The organism is Pseudomonas sp. MWU318, assembly GCF_016756945.1.
GTDB lineage: Bacteria > Pseudomonadota > Gammaproteobacteria > Pseudomonadales > Pseudomonadaceae > Aquipseudomonas > Aquipseudomonas putida_A.
In genome coordinates, this window is record NZ_JAESJL010000006.1 from 193088 (window position 1) to 212928 (window position 19841).

The following is a 19841-nucleotide window of genomic DNA, read 5'->3' on the forward strand; positions in this document are numbered from 1 at the left end:
ATCAAAAGATCGCAGCCTTCGGCAGCTCCTACAGGAGGTAGCGGGGGCCGGGAGGGCAGCATTGCAGCAGGGCATGCACATCATTTGTATGGCCCATCCCACCGCGACTCCCTGTAAACTCCGCTATCTTTCGCCGACACCCAGGGAGCTCAAATGTCCGGTTCGATCCTCTATATCCACGGTTTCAACAGCGCGCCGGCCTCGAAAAAGGCCTGTCAGCTGGTCGAGGTGATGGAACGGCTGGGTTTGAGCGACCAATTGCTTGTCCCGGCGCTGCATCACCACCCGCGTGAAGCCATCGGTCAGTTGCAGCAGGCGATTGCCGAGCTGGGCCGGCCGTTGCTGGTGGGAAGCTCACTCGGCGGCTACTATGCGACTCACCTGGCTGAGCGCCACGGCTTGAAAGCCCTGCTGGTGAACCCGGCGGTCAGCCCGCACCGGATGTTCGACGGCTACCTGGGCACACAGAAAAACCTGTATACCGATGAGACCTGGGAATTGACCCACGACCATGTGACGGCCCTGGCCGAGCTGGAAGTGCCGGCGCCCGTGGATGCACAGCGTTATCAGGTGTGGTTGCAGACCGGCGATGAAACACTGGATTATCGCCTCGCCCAGCAGTACTACCGGGCCTGCGCCCTGCGCATTCAGGCCGGCGGCGACCATGGTTACCAGGGTTTTGCCGAACAATTGCCGGCGTTGTTGAGTTTTGCCGGCATTGGCGCCGATTTGTATCAGGCAATCGATTTCACCGCACTGTGAAGTCTTGCCCCTTTTTCATTGAATCACTGACGACGAGACCCTATGGCCACTCCCAGCGCTAGCTCTTATAACGCCGACGCCATCGAAGTCCTCTCGGGCCTCGACCCGGTGCGCAAACGCCCCGGCATGTATACCGACACCAGTCGGCCGAACCACCTCGCCCAGGAAGTCATCGACAACAGTGTCGACGAAGCCCTGGCCGGCCACGCCAAATCGGTGCAGGTCATTCTGCACGCCGATCACTCGCTTGAGGTCAGCGACGATGGTCGCGGCATGCCGGTCGACATTCACCCGGAAGAGGGTGTGTCGGGTGTCGAGCTGATCCTCACCAAGCTGCATGCGGGCGGCAAGTTTTCCAACAAGAACTACCAGTTCTCCGGCGGTCTGCACGGGGTGGGTATTTCCGTCGTCAACGCCTTGTCGACCGAAGTCCGGGTGCGCGTGAAGCGTGACGGCAACGAATACCAGATGACCTTCAAGGATGGCTTCAAGGCCACCGAGCTGGAAATCGTCGGCACCGTTGGCAAGCGCAACACCGGCACCAGCGTGTACTTCGCTCCGGATCCGAAATACTTCGATTCACCGAAATTTTCCATCAGCCGTCTCAAGCACGTGCTCAAAGCCAAGGCGGTGTTGTGCCCGGGCCTGCTGGTCAGCTTCGAAGACAAGGGCACCGGCGAAAAGGTCGAGTGGCATTACGAAGACGGTCTGCGCTCCTATCTGGTAGACGCGGTCAGCGAATTCGAACGCCTGCCGGACGAGCCTTTCTGCGGCAGCCTCGCCGGTAACAAGGAAGCGGTGGACTGGGCGCTGCTGTGGTTGCCGGAAGGTGGCGACGCGGTGCAGGAAAGCTACGTCAACCTGATCCCGACGGCGCAGGGCGGTACCCACGTCAACGGTTTGCGTCAGGGCCTGCTCGATGCGATGCGCGAGTTCTGCGAATTCCGCAGCCTGCTGCCACGCGGCGTGAAGCTGGCGCCGGAAGACGTCTGGGAGCGCATCGCTTTCGTGCTGTCGATGAAGATGCAGGAACCGCAATTCTCCGGCCAGACCAAAGAGCGTCTGTCGTCACGTGAAGCGGCGGCGTTCGTCTCCGGTGTGGTCAAGGACGCCTTCAGCCTGTGGCTCAACGCCAACCCGGAAACCGGTCTGGCGCTGGCCGAACTGGCGATCAACAACGCCGGTCGCCGCCTCAAGGCAAGCAAGAAAGTCGAGCGTAAGCGCGTCACCCAAGGCCCTGCGCTGCCGGGCAAACTGGCTGACTGCGCGGGTCAGGACCCGATGCGTTCCGAGCTGTTCCTGGTCGAAGGTGATTCCGCCGGTGGTTCCGCCAAGCAAGCGCGGGACAAGGAGTTCCAGGCGATCCTGCCGTTGCGCGGCAAGATCCTCAACACCTGGGAAGTCGACGGCAGCGAAGTGCTCGCCAGCCAGGAAGTGCACAACATCGCCGTGGCCATCGGGGTTGATCCGGGTGCGGCAGACATGAGCCAGCTGCGCTACGGCAAAATCTGCATCCTCGCCGACGCCGACTCCGACGGTCTGCACATCGCGACGCTGCTGTGCGCGTTGTTCGTCCAGCATTTCCGCCCACTGGTGGACGCCGGTCACGTCTACGTGGCGATGCCGCCGCTGTACCGCATCGACCTCGGCAAAGAGATCTACTACGCCCTCGACGAAGCCGAGCGCGACGGGATTCTCGATCGTCTGGTGGCCGAGAAGAAACGCGGCAAACCGCAGGTCACCCGATTCAAAGGTCTGGGTGAAATGAACCCGCCGCAACTGCGTGAAACCACCATGGACCCGAACACCCGGCGTCTGGTGCAACTGACGCTGGGCGAAGATTTTGCCGAAACCTCGGAAATGATGGACATGCTGCTGGCGAAGAAACGCGCCGGTGACCGCAAAACCTGGCTCGAATCCAAGGGCAACCTGGCTGAGGTGCTGGCCTGATGCGGTTTGGCTGGGTATTGGCGAGTGCGTTGCTACTGAGTGCGATGACGGTGTCGGCAGAGCCTGCACCCGAGTTGAAGTTACTGTCCGAACATCCGGTTGACGGCATGCGCGGCGGCAACCTGTCGGGGCTGGCGGTGTGCGGCAAGGATCTGTGGACGGTCTCTGACCGTGACGATGATCAGATATATCGTCTCGATATCCGTGATCAGGTCTGGCAGGCCGAAACGGTGCGTGTCGACGTGCCGTCATTGCCAGACAGCGGATTGCCGTGGGGCTTGCGGGTGCGGACGTGGGCAGCGCAGTTCGTGCGTGGCGGTGATCTGGATTTCGAAGGCATCACTTGCGACAACGCGGGCAATCGCTACATCGTCAGTGAAGCTCATGCCGCCGTGTTGCAGGTATCGCCGCAAGGCACGGCGTCGTGGCTGAAAATCTCGCCGATGCTGGTCCGTGAAGCGCGAGCCAGCGGCATGTTGCTGCACTTCAACGCCTTGTTCGAAGGCCTGACGGTCAACCCGGCGGGCGATGAAATATGGCTGGCTGCCGAGCGCGAGCGCCGTGGCCTGCTGAAGATCAAGCGCCAGCAAACGGTCTGGGATTGCGACGGCGGCTGTGTGCTGTTCAGCGAAGATGGGGTCGAGATGCAGCCGCCGCAGTTTCCCAAGGCCCGCGCGGTCACCCGTGACTTCGCCGACCTGTCGCTGTTCAACGGCAAGTTGTTCACGCTGGAACGTAACGCGTACCAGATCTGCCGCCGCGATGCGGTGACGGCCAAGGTCGAGCGTTGCTGGTCATTCGCCGAAGAGGCCTTGCAGCCGCAGCGACGCTACTCACAGGCCTTCGGTCTGGCAGAGGCGCTGGTGGTGGACGCCGACGGTGCCTGGATCGGCCTCGACAACAACGATGGTGTCCGCGCCGACGGCGAGAAACGGCCGATCGTCTGGCGCTTCGCCGCGCCTGAAGGTGGCTGGAGCGCCAAACCTTGAGCCAGCAACCGCCGGGCAAGCGCGCCGGTCGGGTTTTGATGGTTCTGGCCTGGTGTGCGGCGCTGTTTCTGGCGACGCGGTTTTTCGGCCAGTGGGAAGAACGCCAGCAGAATCCGAACGTGGTGGTTACGTCCGAGCAGCATGATGGCGTAATCGAAGTGAAGCTGGCCGGCAACGCCCAAGGGCATTTTGTCGCCAGCGGTCAAATCAACGGTGAGCCGGTGGAGTTCATGCTCGACACCGGTGCCACCGATGTGGCGATCCCGGCGGATCTGGCCAGGCGCTTGAAACTGGAAGAAGGTTTCGGCGTAACCCTGAGCACGGCCAACGGCCTGAGCCAGGGCTACCGGACAAAGATCGACCGCCTGCAACTGGGCGACATCGTGCTGCGGGACGTCCGTGCACTGGTGGCGCCGGGGCTGCATGGCGATCAGGTGCTGCTCGGCATGAGCGCCCTGAACAAACTTGAATTTACCCAGCGCGGTGGCACCATGCTGCTGCGCCAGACAACGAACCGATGAGGCCCGCATGAGCGACTCCCTTGATCTCAGCCTGGACGGTGTAGAACGCCGCTCGCTGGCTGACTTCACCGAAAATGCCTACCTCAACTACTCCATGTACGTGATCATGGACCGTGCTCTGCCGCATATCGGCGACGGCCTGAAACCTGTACAGCGGCGTATCGTCTACGCCATGAGCGAACTGGGGCTGGACGCCGATTCCAAGCACAAGAAATCGGCGCGTACCGTCGGTGACGTGCTCGGCAAGTTCCACCCGCACGGCGACTCGGCGTGCTATGAAGCGATGGTGCTGATGGCCCAGCCGTTCAGCTATCGCTACACGCTGGTCGACGGCCAAGGCAACTGGGGTGCGCCGGACGATCCGAAGTCCTTCGCCGCCATGCGTTACACCGAAGCACGCCTGTCGCGCTATTCCGAAGTGCTGCTCAGCGAACTGGGCCAGGGCACCGCTGACTGGGGCCCGAACTTCGACGGTACCTTGCAGGAACCACTGGTGTTGCCGGCACGTTTGCCGAACATCCTGCTAAACGGCACCACCGGCATCGCTGTCGGTATGGCTACCGACGTGCCGCCGCACAACCTGCGCGAAGTTGCCACCGCTTGCGTGCGCCTGATCGATGAGCCGAAAGCCACGGTCGAGCAGCTCTGCGAGCACATTCAAGGCCCGGACTACCCGACCGAAGCGGAAATCATCACCCCGCGCGCCGACCTGCTGAAAATGTACGAAACCGGCAAGGGCTCGGTGCGCATGCGCGCCGTGTACCACGTCGAGGACGGCGACATCATCGTCACCGCGCTGCCGCATCAGGTCTCTGGGGCCAAGGTGTTGGAGCAGATCGCCGCGCTGATGCAGGCCAAGCCGTCGAAAGCACCGCAGATCGCTGACCTGCGTGATGAATCCGATCATGAAAACCCGTGCCGAATCGTGATCATTCCGGTCAACAGCCGCGTCGATCACGAAGCGCTGATGCAGCACCTGTTCGCCAGCACCGAGCTGGAATCGACCTACCGGGTCAACGTCAACATCATCGGTCTGGATGGCAAGCCGCAACTGAAGAACTTGCGTGCATTGCTGGTCGAATGGCTGGAATTCCGCGTGCTGACCGTGCGTCGCCGTCTGCAATTCCGCCTCGACAAGGTCGAGCGTCGCCTGCACCTGTTGGACGGTTTGCTGATCGCCTACCTCAACCTGGATGAGGTGATCCACATCATCCGCACCGAGGAGCACCCGAAAGCCAAGCTGATCGAGCGTTTTGCCCTCAGTGAGATTCAGGCCGACTACATCCTCGACACCCGTCTGCGGCAGTTGGCGCGTCTGGAAGAGATGAAGCTGCGCGACGAGCAGGACGAACTGCTCAAGGAACAAGCCAAGCTGCAAGCCTTGCTGGGCAGCGAAGCCAAGCTGAAGAAGCTGGTGCGCACCGAGCTGCTGAAAGACGCTGAAACCTACGGCGATGACCGTCGTTCGCCGATCGTCGAGCGCGCTGAAGCGAAAGCGTTGACCGAACACGATCTGCTGCCGAACGAGAAAGTCACCGTCGTGCTGTCGGAAAAAGGCTGGATCCGTTCGGCCAAAGGTCATGACATCGATGCCACCGGCCTGTCGTACAAGGCGGGTGACGGCTTCAAGACCTCGGCGGCGGGGCGTTCCAACCAGTCTGCCGTGGTGATTGACTCCACTGGCCGCAGCTATTCGGTCGCCGCCCACACCTTGCCGTCGGCGCGTGGCCAGGGCGAACCGTTGACCGGCCGTCTGACCCCGCCACCGGGTGCGACCTTCGAGTGCGTGCTGATGCCGGAAGATGATGCGCTGTACGTGATCGCCTCCGACGCCGGTTACGGTTTCGTGGTCAAGGGCGAAGACCTGCAAGCCAAGAACAAGGCCGGTAAAGCCCTGTTGAGCTTGCCGAACAACGCCAAGGTGATCGCGCCGCGTCCGGTGACTGATCGCGAGAATGACTTGCTTGCCGCCGTGACAAGCGAGGGGCGGATGCTGGTCTTCAATATCAGCGATTTGCCGCAGCTGGCGAAGGGCAAGGGCAACAAGATCATTGGTGTACCGGGTGACCGTGTCGCCAGCCGTGAAGAGTTTGTCACGGACATTGCTGTGATTCCCGCGGGTGCAACCTTGATCCTGCAAGCAGGCAAACGTCCGTATAAACTGAAAGCTGAAGACCTCGAACACTACAAAGGTGAGCGTGGACGGCGTGGCAACAAGCTTCCACGTGGCTTCCAGCGGGTCGATGCACTGCTCGTCGAAAACCTCAATTAGGCGAAAACGCCCATCTAGAGGCGTCGATCTACGATTTAACGCGTAGATCGACGCTTTGGCGCTGGAGTCGGAACGCATATTCACGGATGATATGGCCTTTCCAAGCGCCGGCGTGGCCGAGCGTTCTTCATATTTATTGAGTATTTTCACTGTGGTCAGCCTTGTGGCGGCCACCTGGACGGGATGATGACTGCTCTGCGCCCCCTTATTTTCCTGCTCGCCGGCGTTTTGGGCCTGGCGGGTTGCAGCGTTCACCAGCCGGTGTCGCTGTATCAGCTGGACAGCGGAAGTCCGGCTCAGCCTGCGCAAAGCACAGGCATGGCGGTTTTGTTGGGTCCGGTAGTCATTGCTGATTACCTGCAACGTGAAACTTTGCTGCAACGTCAACCGGACGGCAGCCTGCAAGCCTCGACCGACGGTCGCTGGGCGGGCAGCCTTTCTTCGGATATCGATCAACTGCTGATGCGTCAGGTGGCCGGTCATCTGGACAGCCAGCGTGTGGTATTGGCACCCGCCACTCTGGGATTTGCCCCGGATGTGCAGGTATTGCTGACCATCACGCGTCTGGACTCCGGCGAGAAGCAACCGGCGATCCTCGATGCACAATGGCGTCTGATCGACCGTCGTGGTCAGGTGCGCGATAACCGCATCGTTCATCTGCAAGAGCTGCATGCCGGCACCACGGCTTCGCAGGTGCAGGCGCAGGGGATTCTGCTGCAGCGTCTGGCCGAGCAGTTGTCGGTGGCGCTCAAGCCATTGGCCAACCAGCCTCCGGTGGCCGAAGCACCGCGTAAGGCAGCGCCTAAACCGGCAGCGCCGGCGGCGGATGCAGAGAAGCAGCCGAAGATTCCGATGGCTTCGCCGATTCGCACGGATATGGAAGTGTTCCGCTTCTAAATCTGGTTTGAGTCAAAACAAAGCCCGCCTTGTGCGGGCTTTGTTGTATCTCCCTCACCCTAGCCCTCTCCCGGAGGGAGAGGGGACTGACCGAGGTGTTAAGCGTCATACGTCCACTTGGAAGATGTTGGCTATTGTGGATTCGGTAGAGCAGGGGCAGGTCGGTGTAAGTCTGGAATATCCCCCAATGAGTCCCCTCTCCCTCCGGGAGAGGGCTAGGGTGAGGGGCTTTTCAATCGCCCACAAAAAAGCCCGCAGACAATCACTCGTCTGCGGGCTTCTGTGTATCTGGCCTGATGCTTACGCCCGACGCTCATGCATCCGCGCCAGTTGCCGCTCGAGCATCGACGGATACGGCTCCATCAAGCGCTCGACACAGCAGGCCCCCTCTGGGCTGGCGATCGGCCGGATCCGCGCACGCTGGCGAATCAGCGCATCGTCACCGATCTTGCGCTCGACCAGCAGCAGGTTGCGGCTGTGCTGCGACAGGGCCAGCGCATCCTGGGCCGAATCGGTCAGCAGCAGGTCGATCTGGCTCAGGCCGAACAGCTCGTCGCCCAGGGTCAGGCCCAGTTGCAATTGCAGGGTGATACCGCTGTCGGCGACCTCGATCTGCAACTGATGGCCCAGCGCCCGCAGCAATTCACCGCAGCAGATCGCATTGGTCAGGTAGTCGTCACCGCTGTCTTCGGTGTGGAACAGCATCAGTGTGCTGCCATCGTTCAGGGTTTCGATTTCGCCTTGATACAGCGAAGCGGCCTGATCGAGGCAGTCGCGGTAGCGCTCCAGCAACTCTTCCAGACGGGCACGCGGCAGGCGCCGCAGTTGTTCTTGCGAACCCAGCTGGATCGCCAGCACTGCGCTGTGCTGCGGCACGCTCGGGGTTGCTTTACGCGGCGTCGGAACAGCTTCGGTCAGCGACTCGTCGCGCAGATCGGCAAACGGATCTTCGTCGTCATCATCGTCTTCAACGGTGCTGACCACGTGGCGCGGCGCGGGTTTCTGCGCGGCCATCGGGCGGGTTTCGTCAAAACTCGGATCGCGCAGGTTGCGCACTTCGAACTCTGGTTCATCCTCTTCTTCGAACTCGGGTTCCGGCTCGGGCTCGGGTTTAGGCGCAGGCTCCGGAGCGAAGTTGGCGTGCAGCTGACGCGCCAGGTCGCCGATCTCGTCCTGACGGTCGGTGCCCGGCGTGTATTCGTCGATGTTGCGCAGCCAGACGCGCAGTTGCAGCAACGGCGTCGACAGATAGCGACCCATGCGCAGGCTCAGGGCCAGCGACAAAGCCAGCAGGATCGCGCTGAGAATGCCCATGCTTTGCAGGCTGATGGTCATCGGCTGCTGGAACTGATCCATGTCCAGGCTGATGCGCAGCTGCCCGGCAGTCACGTCCTGAAAGGTGATCTTGCTCTCGTACATGCCCTCGGCTTCGCCCAGCAGGCTGTGCTTGGGGCGCTGACCGGATTCGGCGAGGATGCGGTTGTCCACGCTATAGATAGCGGCGTGTGCCACCAGCTTGTTCTTGGTCAGGTTGTTGAGCAGCACGTTGAGGCTGAGGATGTCGTTGGACACCAACAGTTCAGTGGCAGAGGTGGCGGTCTGCGTGGTCAGGCTTTCGCCCAGCGCATCGGCCTGCTCGTGCATGGCCTGCTTGAACTGCAGGCCCATCACCCCGGCATAGATCACCAGGGCCAGAGCGACCAGGATCACGTTATGGCTGGCAATGCGCAATGCAATCGGCACACGGCGATGACGCAGTGCACGGAAGATCAGCAGGAAGAAGTTATCGGTTTTAACTGGCGTGGGCCGGTTCACTGAGCTCGGCTCTTTTGTCCGTGAAGTTGACGCGCAGTATAGCGACAGGCCCTAGACCGGCAAAGCGCTCGCGGTGCCCGATGGTCACTGAAAGTGGGTAGAATGCGGTTTTTTTCCAGTTGCGGGGGTGCGCGTTGCGCGAAATCGTCCTGATTAACATCACGGGAGTCGACCGTCCGGGTCTGACTGCGGCCATTACCGGCGTTCTGGCACAAGGTGGTGTGAACATTCTCGACATTGGTCAGGCGGTGATCCACGACACCCTGTCGTTCGGCATCCTGGTCGAGATTCCCGACTCCGAGCAAGGCAAAGCCGTGCTCAAGGACATCCTGTTCAAGGGCTACGAGCTCGACCAGCAGGTGCGCTTCACCCCGGTGTCCGAAGAGGATTACCAGCAGTGGGTGGGCAATCAGGGCAAAAAACGCCACATCGTCACCCTGTTGACCCGCAAAGTGACCGCCGGCCAATTGCAAGCGGTCAGCTCGATCACCGCCAAATATGGCCTGAACATCGACCATATCGACCGTCTGTCGGGTCGCATGCCGCTGGACACTCCGGCGGACAAGGGCAAGGGCTGCATCGAGTTCTCCGTGCGTGGTGAAGCGGCTGATCCGCAGGCGCTGCGTGCCGAATTCCTCAGCGTTGCGCAGGAGCTGAACGTCGACATCGCCTTCCAGGAAGATTCGCTGTTCCGTCGCAACCGGCGTCTGGCGGTGTTCGACATGGACTCCACGCTGATCGAAGCCGAAGTCATCGACGAACTGGCCAAGGCCGCCGGTGTCGGCGAGCAAGTCTCGGCCATCACCGAGCGCGCGATGGCCGGCGAACTGGACTTCCGCGCCAGCTTCAAAGAGCGTCTGGCGTTGCTCAAAGGCCTGGATGTCAGCGTGCTGGACTCGATCGGCGCTTCGCTGCGCCTGACCGAAGGCGCGGAAACCCTGTTTGCCGAACTCAAGCGCCTGGGCTACAAGACCGCGATCCTGTCCGGCGGCTTCACTTACTTCGCCAAGCAGTTGCAGGCCAAACTCGGCATCGACTACGTGTTCGCCAACGAACTGGAAGTGGTCGACGGCAAGTGCACCGGCGTGGCCATCGAGCCGATCGTCGATGCGCAGCGTAAAGCGGATCTGCTGAAGGAACTGGCGCACAAGGAAGGCTTGCGTCTGGAGCAGACCATCGCTGTGGGCGACGGCGCGAATGACCTGCCGATGCTGGCGATTGCCGGGTTGGGTGTGGCGTTCCGCGCCAAGCCGCTGGTCAAGCAGTCGGCGAAGCAGGCGATTTCCACCCTTGGGCTGGATGGCGTGCTGTATCTGCTGGGCTTTCGCGATCGCGACGGGCAGTTGTAATTAAAGATCAAAAGATCGCAGCCTTCGGCAGCTCCTACAGAGGGATATGCATTTCCCTGTAGGAGCTGCCGAAGGCTGCGATCTTTTGCTTTCAAAGCGATTTCCACAACGAATCGAAATCCTCCTCGCCCCCGCCATTCTGCGCGGCCTCCAGCGAGCGATAGGCAAACTGATTGAAACTGTGCGTACTCGCCACCCGTCGATCCAGACCGGCGCGGTGTTCTTCGCCGTGGGTGTTGATCAGCACTTTATTGCCTTCCTGAAATGGCAGGCGCGGGGCGAGCAAGGTCGCGGGCAGGTCGATGGCGCTGATCTCCGGTAGCAGCAGACCGCGCAAATACTGACTGTGATCATCTCGCGAGCGTACCAATTGCAAACCGCAAGGTTCGGCGTGTGGCGCCACCAGTTCTATGCCCATTTGCGGCCCGCTGCCGCGCACCTGACGAATCCAGCGCACCACCGCAATGCTCCAGCCCTGATTCGTACTGTCCTGAATCCCGAGCATTTCCCCGGCCTGCAATTCGGCGGGTACTTCGCTTGGCCACGCCAGACAATAGCCGCCGGGACTGTGGTTGATCACCGGCAAACTGTAGGTCGGATAGTGTGGAGGGCTGTCGGTGTTGCTCTCGTCTTCGCCCAGATGGTCGTACTGGATTTCTTCGTACGGCAGCAACTCTTCAGTCGCGCCCTGCGGTGCGGCGTCGAAGGCCTGGCTCCAGCTGTCCTTTTCGCCCTGGACCACGACGCGACTGAAGTTGGCCGCGCGAGCACCGGGATGTTTCAGCAGTTCGCTGAAGCTGCGTTCGCCGCCCAGGTAAAAGTGCAGGGCGCTCATGCCGACACAAACAGTCAGGTTGCCTTGACCGGCGGTGCGCTGAAAACTGCGCTCGGCGGCCTGGCCCCAACTGGCGTGCACATGTTGCAGGGTGTCGAGGCTCAGTCCTGCCGGGACCGGCAGCGGCGTCGACGTCTCCTGCTGCAGTAAATGCGCTTCGATCACGTTCACCAGCGGTTGCGGATCGAAGCCCAGCAGTGCGCCCTGTTGTTCTTTGCGAAACATGCTGCGGTAGCGCGGGCCGGCGTCCAGTTCAGCGCTGATGGCGAACAGTCCATCCTGCGGACTGCCGGGATGCAATTTGAGCAGGGCACTCCACGGCTCCAGCACTTCGGCCAGCCGGGCGATCTGGTTCTGCCGCAATTGATTGCAACGGGCGCTGCCCAGCAGCAGGGCGGCGATGTAGGTCTGTTCCAGGCTCAGTTCGCTGCTCAGACTCGCCAGATCGTCATGCACCCGACGCTGTTGCAACTGCAAGGCGCAAGCGCAGCGATACAACTGATGCAGCTCGAACCACAGATGTTCCGGCGGCGGACTGTACAGCTGCGTCGCCCGCAGCAGCTGCCCCTTGAGCGCATGCGCGGCCCGTTGCAGGGCCTGACTGACCAGCGCCGCCCGCTCTTTGTGGTACTTGGGGACAATGCGCAGAACGAGCTGCTTGTAGCCGATAGCCAGATGACTTTGCAGCGCCTGACACAGGTTGCTGATCTTGCGCGAACGGTCATCGAGCATGATCGCCTGATGCAGGAAATGCCGCTCCAGATGCTGGCAGACGAAGTAAACCTCAGGGCGCAGCAGTTCGAGGAGTTGCAGGCGATTGTCACTGGGGGTGAGCAATTGGTTGAGTTCGCCCAGGCCTTGGTACAGCTGGCGGGCGGTTTCGCCGATGTTGGCCTTGGGCAGGCCGGCGATCCAGCGCTTGAGGTCGCGCGGGGTGGCTTCGCAGAACGACAGGCGCGTTTGCGTCGGAGTCGGGGCGCTCAGCAGTGGTGGGGAGATGGTCTGGCTCATGCCAAAAACCATAGCAGCAAATGAACATGTCGGCCTTCAACTGTAGGAGCTGCCGCAGGCTGCGATCTTTTGACTTTATTTTTTGAAAACCAAGATCAAAAGATCGCAGCCTGCGGCAGCTCCTACAGGGGGGAGCGCCGATGTATCAGGCGTTTGGCAGGGCCAGCGCCTGGCCCATTTGCACTGGCGAACCCGCTACCAGTTCTTCAGCCCATTTCACTTGATCCGGGCCAAACAGCACGATTGCCGTCGAACCCAGCTTGAAACGCCCCAGTTCCGCACCTTTTTCCAGATGAATCGGCGCACGGGCGGCTTCGTCGTAGCGGAAGGTTTTCAGTTCGCGCTTCGGTGGGGTGACCAGACCGGCCCACACGGTTTCGATCGAAGCGACGATCATCGCGCCGACCAGCACCACGGCCATCGGCCCGCGTTCGGTGTCGAAAATGCATGCTACACGCTCGTTGCGGGCGAACAGCTCCGGAACGTTTTCCGCAGTGGTCTGGTTGACCGAGAAGATCCGGCCCGGGATGTAGACCATCTCGCGCAGGGTGCCGGCCAGCGGCATGTGCACGCGGTGGTAATCCTTCGGCGACAGGTAAATGGTGGCGAAGTCGCCGCCCATGAACGGCGCGGCATTCGCCGTGTCACCGCCCAGCAGTTCCAGCACGCTGAAGCTGTGGCCCTTGGCCTGGAACACCCGACCGTGTTCGATCGGGCCGAGCTGGCTGACCGCACCGTCGGCCGGGCTGAGGATCGCGCCCGGGGTCTGATCCAGTGGCCGCGCGCCGTCTTTCAGGGCTCGGGTGAAGAACGCGTTGAAGTGCTCGTAGGCGGTCAGGTCTTCGACCAGCGCTTGCGACATGTCCACCTGATAGCGCTTGGCGAACCACTGGGTGAAGGCATTCTTGAACCAGCGCACGCGGCACTCGGCGACGCAGCCGGCCAGGCGCGACATCAGGTGATGAGGCAGCAGGTACTGGCTGAGGATAAACAGACGCTCTTTCATTAGTTGTCCTTAGAACCTTGAATCTCGACAGGCGTGTCAGGGTGGTTGCCCCATTCGCCCCAGGAACCGGCGTAGCCCTTGACCCGCGGATAACCGAGGGACTTGGCCACCAGATAAGTGAAGCCCGACCGGTGATGGGTCTGGCAGTGGGTAATGATTTCTTTGTCCTTGGTGATCCCGAGGTCTTCGAGGATCTGCGGCATGTCCGTGCGAATCCGCAGCTGACGCGCCTTGTCCATGCCGGCGGTCCACTCGAAGTTCACCGCGCCGGGGATGTGTCCACCCTTGGCGGCCAGGACTTTCTCACCGGAATATTCCAGCGGCCCGCGTGCGTCCCAGATCGCCAGATCGGCGGCGCCGAGACGGCTTTGCAGGTATTCGCGGGTTGCCGTCGGCTCGTCATGCAGGGTCAGCGCCACCGGGCCGCCCACCGCAGGCGGCACCTGGATCGACATCGGCATGCCGGCTTCCAGCCACGCCGGCAGACCGCCGTCGAGGTAGTGGTATTTGTCGTGACCGATCACGTCGAGCAGCCAGATGAAACGCCCGGCCCAGCCACCGCCCTCGTCGTCATAGACCACGTAGACCGCGTCTGGACGATGGCCCAACTCACTGAACAACGCTTCCAGATCGGCTTTGGCCGGCAGCAGCCCCGGCGCCGGCGGCTGGCCGAGCTGGGTGCGCTTGGGGTCGACAAAACGTGCGCCGGGCAGATGGCCCTCGGTATAGCGGGCGGCACTGGTCAGGTCCACCAGAATCAGTTCGCTGGCATCCAGCCGAGGGAGCAGGTCGCTCGGTTCGATGACGAGCGGCAAGCCAGAGAAGTCAGACATGTGAGGTCTCCAGAGCACAAAGGGGGGGATTGTAGCGCAGCCTCATCGGCCACGGCTGCTAAAGCTGTGCAGGGCCTTTTCGATGCACTGCGCGGTTTTGCCGAAAGCCTGCACGCTGATGTCGGCGAACGGCCCACCGCCCTGGTCGGCGACGACGATCATGATCACCCGGCCGTTATTGACCAGCGAACGCAGGAACAGATGCTCGCCACGGAACAGCGCACGCAGGCCCGGCGGCAACAATGCGGAAAATTGTGCGTTGTTCTCGGGGTTGATCCGCACCTGTGCCTGTTGGGCGAGCAGGCGCTGCAAGACTTTGCTCTGACTGACGACAAAATTCAGCGCGGCGGCTTCCTTCGGCAAACCGAAGGTCTGGTTCACCCGCAGATTCGATTGCGTGCGGTCGGCCATCAGAATCATCACCCGGCGCATGCCGCTGGCGACCAGCGCATCACGGGCGGCGACGGTCAGGCTCATGGCATTGGTGAAGCGGCTCGGCTCGGCCAGCAGTTCGGCGCATTGCCGGCGCCACTGCGTCAGATCCTCGGCATTCGGCGCCGCCGCCGGCAGCATCCCGGCCGGCAAGCGATGGGTGCCCCATGGCCATAATAATGAAACGGCCGGGTGCCACAGATCGGGCATGGCATGCTGGCGCGCACTGTTGGCGGCTTGCTGGTGCAACTGCTGCTGCACTTCGTCCATCGAGATTTGCAGATAAAGGCTGGTCAGGTACTGCCAGCGCTCGCTGTGCGGACTGTCCCAGGCCTGTTGTGCCGACAGCGCCAGGCCGTTGGCCAGCAACACGGTGTTGGCCGGCTGGTTGAGCCAGCGGCGCAGGGTCGGATCGTCGTCGAGGCGATTCTGCTGGCGCAACGGATGTTCGCTGTCGCGGGCGATGCGCAGAACTTTCACCAGTTCGCGCTGTTCGCTGAGCAGCAGTTTATAACCCTGCTGCACCCAGATCGGCAGGTGCCAGACTTGTACCAGCGCTTCGGCGATTTTCAGCAGGCGCACACCAAACAGTTGCTTCTCGACCGTGCGCGCCGATTCGCCCTTGTGGATAACCCGCAGCTCCCACTCTTCGAGCAATTCGGGAAACGTCAGCGCCAGCGGCCATAACGGCGACAGAAACAACAGGCTGCCCCAGTGGATGTCCTGCCACAGGCGCGCCAGGCGACTGGCAAAAAAACCGTTGGCCTGTTGTGTCGCGTGCTGGCTGATCATCTGCAGTTGGCGCAGCGCCTTGGGGATCTGCATCTGCGGTTCGACAGGCAGGCGCGCGAGCAATTCTTCGGTACGCGCAAGGCCCAGACGGTTGATCGCCACCTCGAGATTTTCCGCCGGAGCGGCCATGGTGCCGTGGGTGTGACGATTTGCCTCACGGATGATGCTCAAGGCCAGCGCCGGGCTGTCCTGCATCAGGTCGGCGATATCGCGCAACGAGCTGCGGTTGTCACGGATCGCCCGGCAAACCTTGTCGTGAGCCTCTTGCGGCACGGGCAGGCGCACGCCATCGAGCAGTTTGACCCAGCCCTCGAGCGTGGTCGGTTTTGCGTGTGGGACGTTCGTTTCATTAGCCATGTCTGGACGAGATCTTCACTGACTGTAGACGCGCCCGGCATGGGCTAAATTGGCTTTTCGCCTGAACTGGCTATAGTCTGGCGCAGTTTTGCCGATAAGTAGAAGAAGAGATTTTTTAACTTCCGAATATGACCTTGAACCCGACTTAAATAAGTACTTTCTACCTATGGCTAAAATTATCGGCATCATCGTCGTATTCGCGAGCGTGCTCGGCGGATACGTGCTCTCCCACGGCAAGATTGCCGCCCTGATCCAGCCCTTCGAGGTGATGATCATCGGTGGTGCGGCCCTCGGTGCATTCCTCCAGGCCAACCCCGGTTACATGACGATGCACGTGCTCAAGAAATCCCTGAGCATGTTCAGTTCGCGCTTCAGCCACACGTTCTATCTGGAAGTGCTCGGCCTGATCTACGAGATCCTCAACAAGAGCCGCCGTGAAGGCATGATGGCCATCGAAGGCGATATCGAAGACGCTGCAGCGAGCCCGATCTTCGCCAAGTACCCGGCCGTGCTCAAAGACGAGCGCATGACCGCGTTCATCTGCGATTACCTGCGCATCATGTCCTCCGGCAACATGGCTCCGCATGAGCTGGAAGGCCTGTTCGACATGGAACTCTACAGCCTCAAGGAAGACCTCGAGCACCCGTCCCATGCGGTGAACGGCATCGCCGACGCCATGCCCGGTTTCGGTATCGTTGCGGCGGTACTGGGTATCGTGGTGACCATGGCGTCGCTGGGTGAAGGCGATCAGAAATCCATCGGTCTGCACGTGGGTGCGGCACTGGTCGGTACCTTCTTCGGTATTCTCGCGGCCTACGGCTTCTTCGGGCCGTTGGCGCATTCCCTGGCGCACGATGCCAAGGAAGAACTGAACGTCTACGAAGCCATCAAGGCCTCGCTGGTGGCGTCGGCTTCCGGCATGCCGCCATCGCTGGCCGTGGAGTTCGGGCGCAAGGTTCTGTACCCGGCGCACCGTCCAAGCTTTGCCGAGCTGGAACAAGCCGTTCGCGGTCGCTAAGCCATGGAAAATAATCAGCCGATAATCATCAAGCGCGTCAAGCGCATAGCCGGTGGTCACCACGGCGGGGCGTGGAAAATCGCCTTCGCCGACTTCGCCACGGCGATGATGGCGTTCTTCCTGGTGTTGTGGCTGCTGTCCACCGCAACGCCTGAGCAGAAGATCGCCATCGCCGGTTACTTCAAGGACCCGGTCGGCTTCTCCGAAAGTGGCACGCCGTACATCATTGATCTGGGCGGCACGCCGACCCTGGCGCCGGAAAACACCCTCAACCCTGAAGTGAAGTCGCAGCCGCAACCGGACAAGGTCACGGTCGACACCGAGCAGGTCGAAGGCATGGCCGAACAGGTCGAGAAAGAGCGCCTGGAGCTGTTGCTGCAAGAACTGCAGAACAAGGTCGACGAGAACCCGCAGCTGCAGAAGTTCAAGGATCAGATCCTGTTCGAGATCACCCCGAACGGCTTGCGCATCCAGATCATGGACGCGGAAAACCGGCCGATGTTCGACTCGGGCTCGGCACGTCTGAAGCCGTACTTCGAAGACATCCTGCTGGCCATGGCCGACACCATCAAAGCGGTGCCGAACAAGATCAGCATCAGCGGCCACACCGACGCCAAGCCGTACACCGGCACCGGCGATTTCGGTAACTGGGAACTCTCGGCCAACCGTGCCAACGCTGCGCGGCGCGCACTGGTTGCCGGCAGCTATCCGGATTCGCAAGTGGCGCGCGTGGTCGGTTATGCCTCGTCGGCGCTGTTCGACAAGGAAAACCCGTTCAACCCGGTCAACCGCCGTATCGACATTGTGGTCCTGACCAAAAAGGCCCAGGCCGCCATCGAAGGTTCGCAAGGTGCCGACGCGGCCAAGCCTGCCGCCGAAGGTCAGAACGGCGCCGCTCCGGCGAGGCCGGTCGATCCGAACGCGCTGCCGGCGGATCAGCTACCGGTGCCGGCCCATGAATTGCGCGAACGTTTGAACCTGTTCGACGACGCCGCACCGAAACCGGTCGTGCCGGGGACTGCGGCCCCCGCGCCAACAGCTCCGCCAGCCGCTGCACCGGCCCCCGCACCGAAGCAGTGACCGACAAAAAAGCCGACAGTGATGTCGGCTTTTTTGTGGCTGTCGATTGGCCTCAGAAACCGCGCCGAATCCGGTTCTTCAGTTGTTCATGGAAAAGATCGGCGTTGCGCTTATAGGTGCCGCTGAAGGATTCGTTGCTCGAATCCAGCGTCATCGAGCGCTTGCTCGATACTTCTTCACGATAGGCATCGATGAAGAAATTCAGATCACTGGCCGTGCTCAGCTTCGGCCACTTGTCCAGATACTCCGGCAGCTTTGCCGGCCCGGTGCGGAACGAGCAGATCCGGCGATTGCTGATCGTCGCTTCGCCGATTTCGAACGGCACCCACCACGACAACGCGGTTTTCTCCGAAACCACTGCCAGCAGGTGCGTGCACTCGGTGATGTTGCGGGTGATCACCCCGGTGATGTCGTCGGTGGTCTGCGACTCCGGGTCGAGTACGTCGAGGTAAGTCTTGATGTTGGCCTGCATCAATTGCGCATTGATCGCCATGGCCTGCGGGCGATCGATGTGGCGGTAGCTGATGAATACGGGCATCAGAAGTGTCCTTTTATGGCGAGTTCACGGTAATAGGCGCCGAGGGCGGTGAGGCGGCAGCCAGTGGAGTTCATGGCGGCGTAGTACATGTGCTCTGCATCCACCGGTTCGATCAGGCTGTGGCGGTTGCACATTTGCAGTTGCTTGAAGATGTCGCCGTGCTCGGGGTCGAACAGCGCTTCGGTGGGCTCGTAGCTGGGATCGAGCCGGAAGACGAAGCTTGGCTCGGGGAACCAGTCCTTGAGTTTGCGCAGGGTTTCCTCGGCAATCAGCGGCGCGACTTCGCGCAGCGGTACGAACTGCGAGACATTGGTCTTGAACACCGGACGCTGTTCCCAGGCTCCCAGCGCATTGTCGACAAACGAATAAACGCTACCGGGGGTGACTTTGCCGAGTACGTTGGCAGCGCCACCGTGCAGCGCTTGCAGCAACAGATCCGTGAATACGCCATGACCGCGACTTTCCAGGGCGTACTGTTCTTTTTTGCAGGCCGTGAGAATGGTCACGCCTTCGCCGATCACACTGCTGCCGCCACGCAGATTGCGCATGGCGCCTGCTGCGCCGGCCTGGCAGCAATCGAGAATGATGATTTTGTTCTTGATGTGCGGGGCCTTGTCCGCCCATTCCAGAATGTCGCTGATGCGGATCCCGTCTCCGCCAGGCTGATAGTCCTGGGGAATCAGGAGTCCTTCGTCGATGCTGGTGTCGAACTGACCATGGCCGGCGAAGTACAGCAGTGCCACGTCACAATCGCCTGAGAACAGGCTCTGGATCTGCTGTTTCATGTGGCTGAGCGTGAGTTTTTCTTCGGCTGAAGTCAGCACTTTGCTGCTGAAGTTCGGTCGCCCGTTGGCATGACGTTCCAGCACCGACGCCATGGCCATGGCGTCGTTGTTACAGCCGCTCAAGGGCGAGACGTGGTCGTAGTGGTTGATGCCGATAAACAGTCCCTTGCGCATGGTTACACCGCCGTGTGCTGACGGATCGCACCGATGATGCTGTTGGTGTTCCACGCGCATTCGGCGTGCGCCGCTTCACGTACTACCGTGGAAATGCGCTCGGCGCCGAACGGCTTGATCGCGATGATCACTTTGCCCATGCGCTTGGCGATCTCGATTTCCTTGTTGATCCACTTGCTGTAAGTCGAATACATCCCGGCCATGATCAGCACCGCCGAGCACGGACGAATCTTGTTTTCGATGGCTTCCTCAAGCTGCTTGTCGGTCTGCGCGCCCATGATCGGGTTGTGCGGCGGCACGGAAAAATTCTTGAAACTGAAATCCGATCTGGCGCCGAGCAGGCGTACCAGATTGTCGTGAGCGTGGGAGTAGTTCCACGAATGGCTGATGAACAGGTGATAGGTTTGCATGGGGTTCCTCGAAGG

17 protein-coding genes are annotated in these 19841 nt (G+C 61.2%); 9 read left to right on the forward strand and 8 right to left on the reverse strand.

Translation table 11 applies throughout. The annotated features are described in order from the left end of the window. Window positions 1-153: 153 nt before the first annotated feature. The 6 genes from JN524_RS16120 (at window position 154) to JN524_RS16145 (ending at window position 7391) form a co-directional block, all read left to right on the forward strand. Window positions 154-762, forward strand: coding sequence for a YqiA/YcfP family alpha/beta fold hydrolase (locus tag JN524_RS16120; RefSeq protein ID WP_202369973.1), 609 nt, complete (start codon window positions 154-156; stop codon window positions 760-762). 42 nt (window positions 763-804) lie between these two features. Further along, complete coding sequence (gene parE, locus JN524_RS16125) at window positions 805-2712, forward strand: DNA topoisomerase IV subunit B (protein ID WP_095138100.1); 1908 nt, start codon at window positions 805-807, stop codon at window positions 2710-2712. After that, window positions 2712-3701, forward strand: a complete 990-nt coding sequence (locus JN524_RS16130) for an esterase-like activity of phytase family protein (RefSeq protein WP_202369974.1) — start codon at window positions 2712-2714, stop codon at window positions 3699-3701. Before parE ends, JN524_RS16130 begins: the two co-directional genes overlap by 1 nt. Continuing rightward, entirely contained in the window at window positions 3698-4222 is a 525-nt protein-coding gene (locus JN524_RS16135; RefSeq protein WP_202369975.1) for a retropepsin-like aspartic protease family protein, read from the forward strand. The genes JN524_RS16130 and JN524_RS16135 overlap by 4 nt, the downstream gene beginning before the upstream one ends. A gap of 7 nt (window positions 4223-4229) precedes the next feature. Then, window positions 4230-6494 carry a DNA topoisomerase IV subunit A gene (parC, locus tag JN524_RS16140; RefSeq protein ID WP_123585499.1) on the forward strand — a complete coding sequence of 755 codons (2265 nt, stop codon included), beginning with the start codon at window positions 4230-4232 and terminating at the stop codon, window positions 6492-6494. Between the two features lie 186 nt (window positions 6495-6680). After that, complete coding sequence (locus JN524_RS16145; protein WP_095138104.1) at window positions 6681-7391, forward strand: PqiC family protein; 711 nt, start codon at window positions 6681-6683, stop codon at window positions 7389-7391. A gap of 300 nt (window positions 7392-7691) precedes the next feature. On the opposite strand, the gene JN524_RS16150 is transcribed toward JN524_RS16145, so the two are convergent. Continuing rightward, a complete protein-coding gene (locus JN524_RS16150) occupies window positions 7692-9206 on the reverse strand; it encodes an AhpA/YtjB family protein (protein WP_202369976.1) in 1515 nt (504 codons plus the stop codon). Between the two features lie 134 nt (window positions 9207-9340). Here JN524_RS16150 and serB point away from each other — a divergent pair, with 134 nt between their 5' ends. Then, window positions 9341-10555 (forward strand): phosphoserine phosphatase SerB, encoded by a 1215-nt coding sequence (gene serB, locus JN524_RS16155; RefSeq protein WP_007967407.1) that lies wholly within the window; start codon window positions 9341-9343, stop codon window positions 10553-10555. Between the two features lie 91 nt (window positions 10556-10646). Here the strand turns inward: serB and JN524_RS16160 are convergent, their stop codons facing one another. From JN524_RS16160 to JN524_RS16175, 4 genes are all read right to left on the reverse strand, one after another. Further along, on the reverse strand, window positions 10647-12401 hold the full coding sequence (locus JN524_RS16160; RefSeq protein ID WP_202369977.1) for a molecular chaperone: 1755 nt from the start codon (window positions 12399-12401) through the stop codon (window positions 10647-10649). Between the two features lie 145 nt (window positions 12402-12546). Continuing rightward, window positions 12547-13407: an archaetidylserine decarboxylase gene (asd, locus tag JN524_RS16165; protein ID WP_202369978.1), complete on the reverse strand. Its 861-nt coding sequence runs from the start codon at window positions 13405-13407 to the stop codon at window positions 12547-12549. Next, window positions 13407-14240: a thiosulfate sulfurtransferase gene (rhdA, locus tag JN524_RS16170; protein ID WP_202369979.1), complete on the reverse strand. Its 834-nt coding sequence runs from the start codon at window positions 14238-14240 to the stop codon at window positions 13407-13409. The genes asd and rhdA overlap by 1 nt, the downstream gene beginning before the upstream one ends. A 42-nt stretch (window positions 14241-14282) precedes the next feature. Continuing rightward, the gene (locus JN524_RS16175; RefSeq protein ID WP_098966923.1) at window positions 14283-15821 is read right to left on the reverse strand and encodes an HDOD domain-containing protein; all 1539 of its coding nucleotides are present in this window, start codon (window positions 15819-15821) and stop codon (window positions 14283-14285) included. Window positions 15822-15987: 166 nt separating this feature from the next. On the opposite strand from JN524_RS16175, the gene motA reads away from it, so the two are divergent. Together motA and motB are read left to right on the forward strand one after the other, a co-directional pair. Further along, on the forward strand, window positions 15988-16839 hold the full coding sequence (gene motA / locus JN524_RS16180; protein WP_007952169.1) for a flagellar motor stator protein MotA: 852 nt from the start codon (window positions 15988-15990) through the stop codon (window positions 16837-16839). Between the two features lie 3 nt (window positions 16840-16842). Next, on the forward strand, window positions 16843-17919 hold the full coding sequence (motB, locus tag JN524_RS16185; RefSeq protein WP_202369980.1) for a flagellar motor protein MotB: 1077 nt from the start codon (window positions 16843-16845) through the stop codon (window positions 17917-17919). Between the two features lie 52 nt (window positions 17920-17971). On the opposite strand, the gene JN524_RS16190 is transcribed toward motB, so the two are convergent. The 3 genes from JN524_RS16190 to JN524_RS16200 are packed head-to-tail and all read right to left on the reverse strand — an operon-like array spanning window position 17972 to window position 19826. Further along, complete coding sequence (locus JN524_RS16190; protein WP_134785300.1) at window positions 17972-18457, reverse strand: toll/interleukin-1 receptor domain-containing protein; 486 nt, start codon at window positions 18455-18457, stop codon at window positions 17972-17974. Continuing rightward, the gene (locus tag JN524_RS16195; protein ID WP_202369981.1) at window positions 18457-19416 is read right to left on the reverse strand and encodes a caspase family protein; all 960 of its coding nucleotides are present in this window, start codon (window positions 19414-19416) and stop codon (window positions 18457-18459) included. Before JN524_RS16195 ends, JN524_RS16190 begins: the two co-directional genes overlap by 1 nt. 2 nt (window positions 19417-19418) lie before the next feature. Beyond that, the gene (locus JN524_RS16200) at window positions 19419-19826 is read right to left on the reverse strand and encodes a TIR domain-containing protein (RefSeq protein WP_202369983.1); all 408 of its coding nucleotides are present in this window, start codon (window positions 19824-19826) and stop codon (window positions 19419-19421) included. Window positions 19827-19841 lie beyond the last annotated feature (15 nt).

Coding starts and splice junctions, on each gene's coding strand:
- JN524_RS16120 (WP_202369973.1), top strand. CDS start 154: ATGTCCGGTTCGATCCTCTATATCCACGGTTTCAACAGCGCGCCGGCC.
- parE (WP_095138100.1), top strand. CDS start 805: ATGGCCACTCCCAGCGCTAGCTCTTATAACGCCGACGCCATCGAAGTC.
- JN524_RS16130 (WP_202369974.1), top strand. CDS start 2,712: ATGCGGTTTGGCTGGGTATTGGCGAGTGCGTTGCTACTGAGTGCGATG.
- parC (WP_123585499.1), top strand. CDS start 4,230: ATGAGCGACTCCCTTGATCTCAGCCTGGACGGTGTAGAACGCCGCTCG.
- JN524_RS16145 (WP_095138104.1), top strand. CDS start 6,681: ATGACTGCTCTGCGCCCCCTTATTTTCCTGCTCGCCGGCGTTTTGGGC.
- JN524_RS16160 (WP_202369977.1), bottom strand. CDS start 12,401: ATGAGCCAGACCATCTCCCCACCACTGCTGAGCGCCCCGACTCCGACG.
- asd (WP_202369978.1), bottom strand. CDS start 13,407: ATGAAAGAGCGTCTGTTTATCCTCAGCCAGTACCTGCTGCCTCATCAC.
- rhdA (WP_202369979.1), bottom strand. CDS start 14,240: ATGTCTGACTTCTCTGGCTTGCCGCTCGTCATCGAACCGAGCGACCTG.
- JN524_RS16175 (WP_098966923.1), bottom strand. CDS start 15,821: ATGGCTAATGAAACGAACGTCCCACACGCAAAACCGACCACGCTCGAG.
- motA (WP_007952169.1), top strand. CDS start 15,988: ATGGCTAAAATTATCGGCATCATCGTCGTATTCGCGAGCGTGCTCGGC.
- motB (WP_202369980.1), top strand. CDS start 16,843: ATGGAAAATAATCAGCCGATAATCATCAAGCGCGTCAAGCGCATAGCC.
- JN524_RS16190 (WP_134785300.1), bottom strand. CDS start 18,457: ATGCCCGTATTCATCAGCTACCGCCACATCGATCGCCCGCAGGCCATG.
- JN524_RS16195 (WP_202369981.1), bottom strand. CDS start 19,416: ATGCGCAAGGGACTGTTTATCGGCATCAACCACTACGACCACGTCTCG.
- JN524_RS16200 (WP_202369983.1), bottom strand. CDS start 19,826: ATGCAAACCTATCACCTGTTCATCAGCCATTCGTGGAACTACTCCCAC.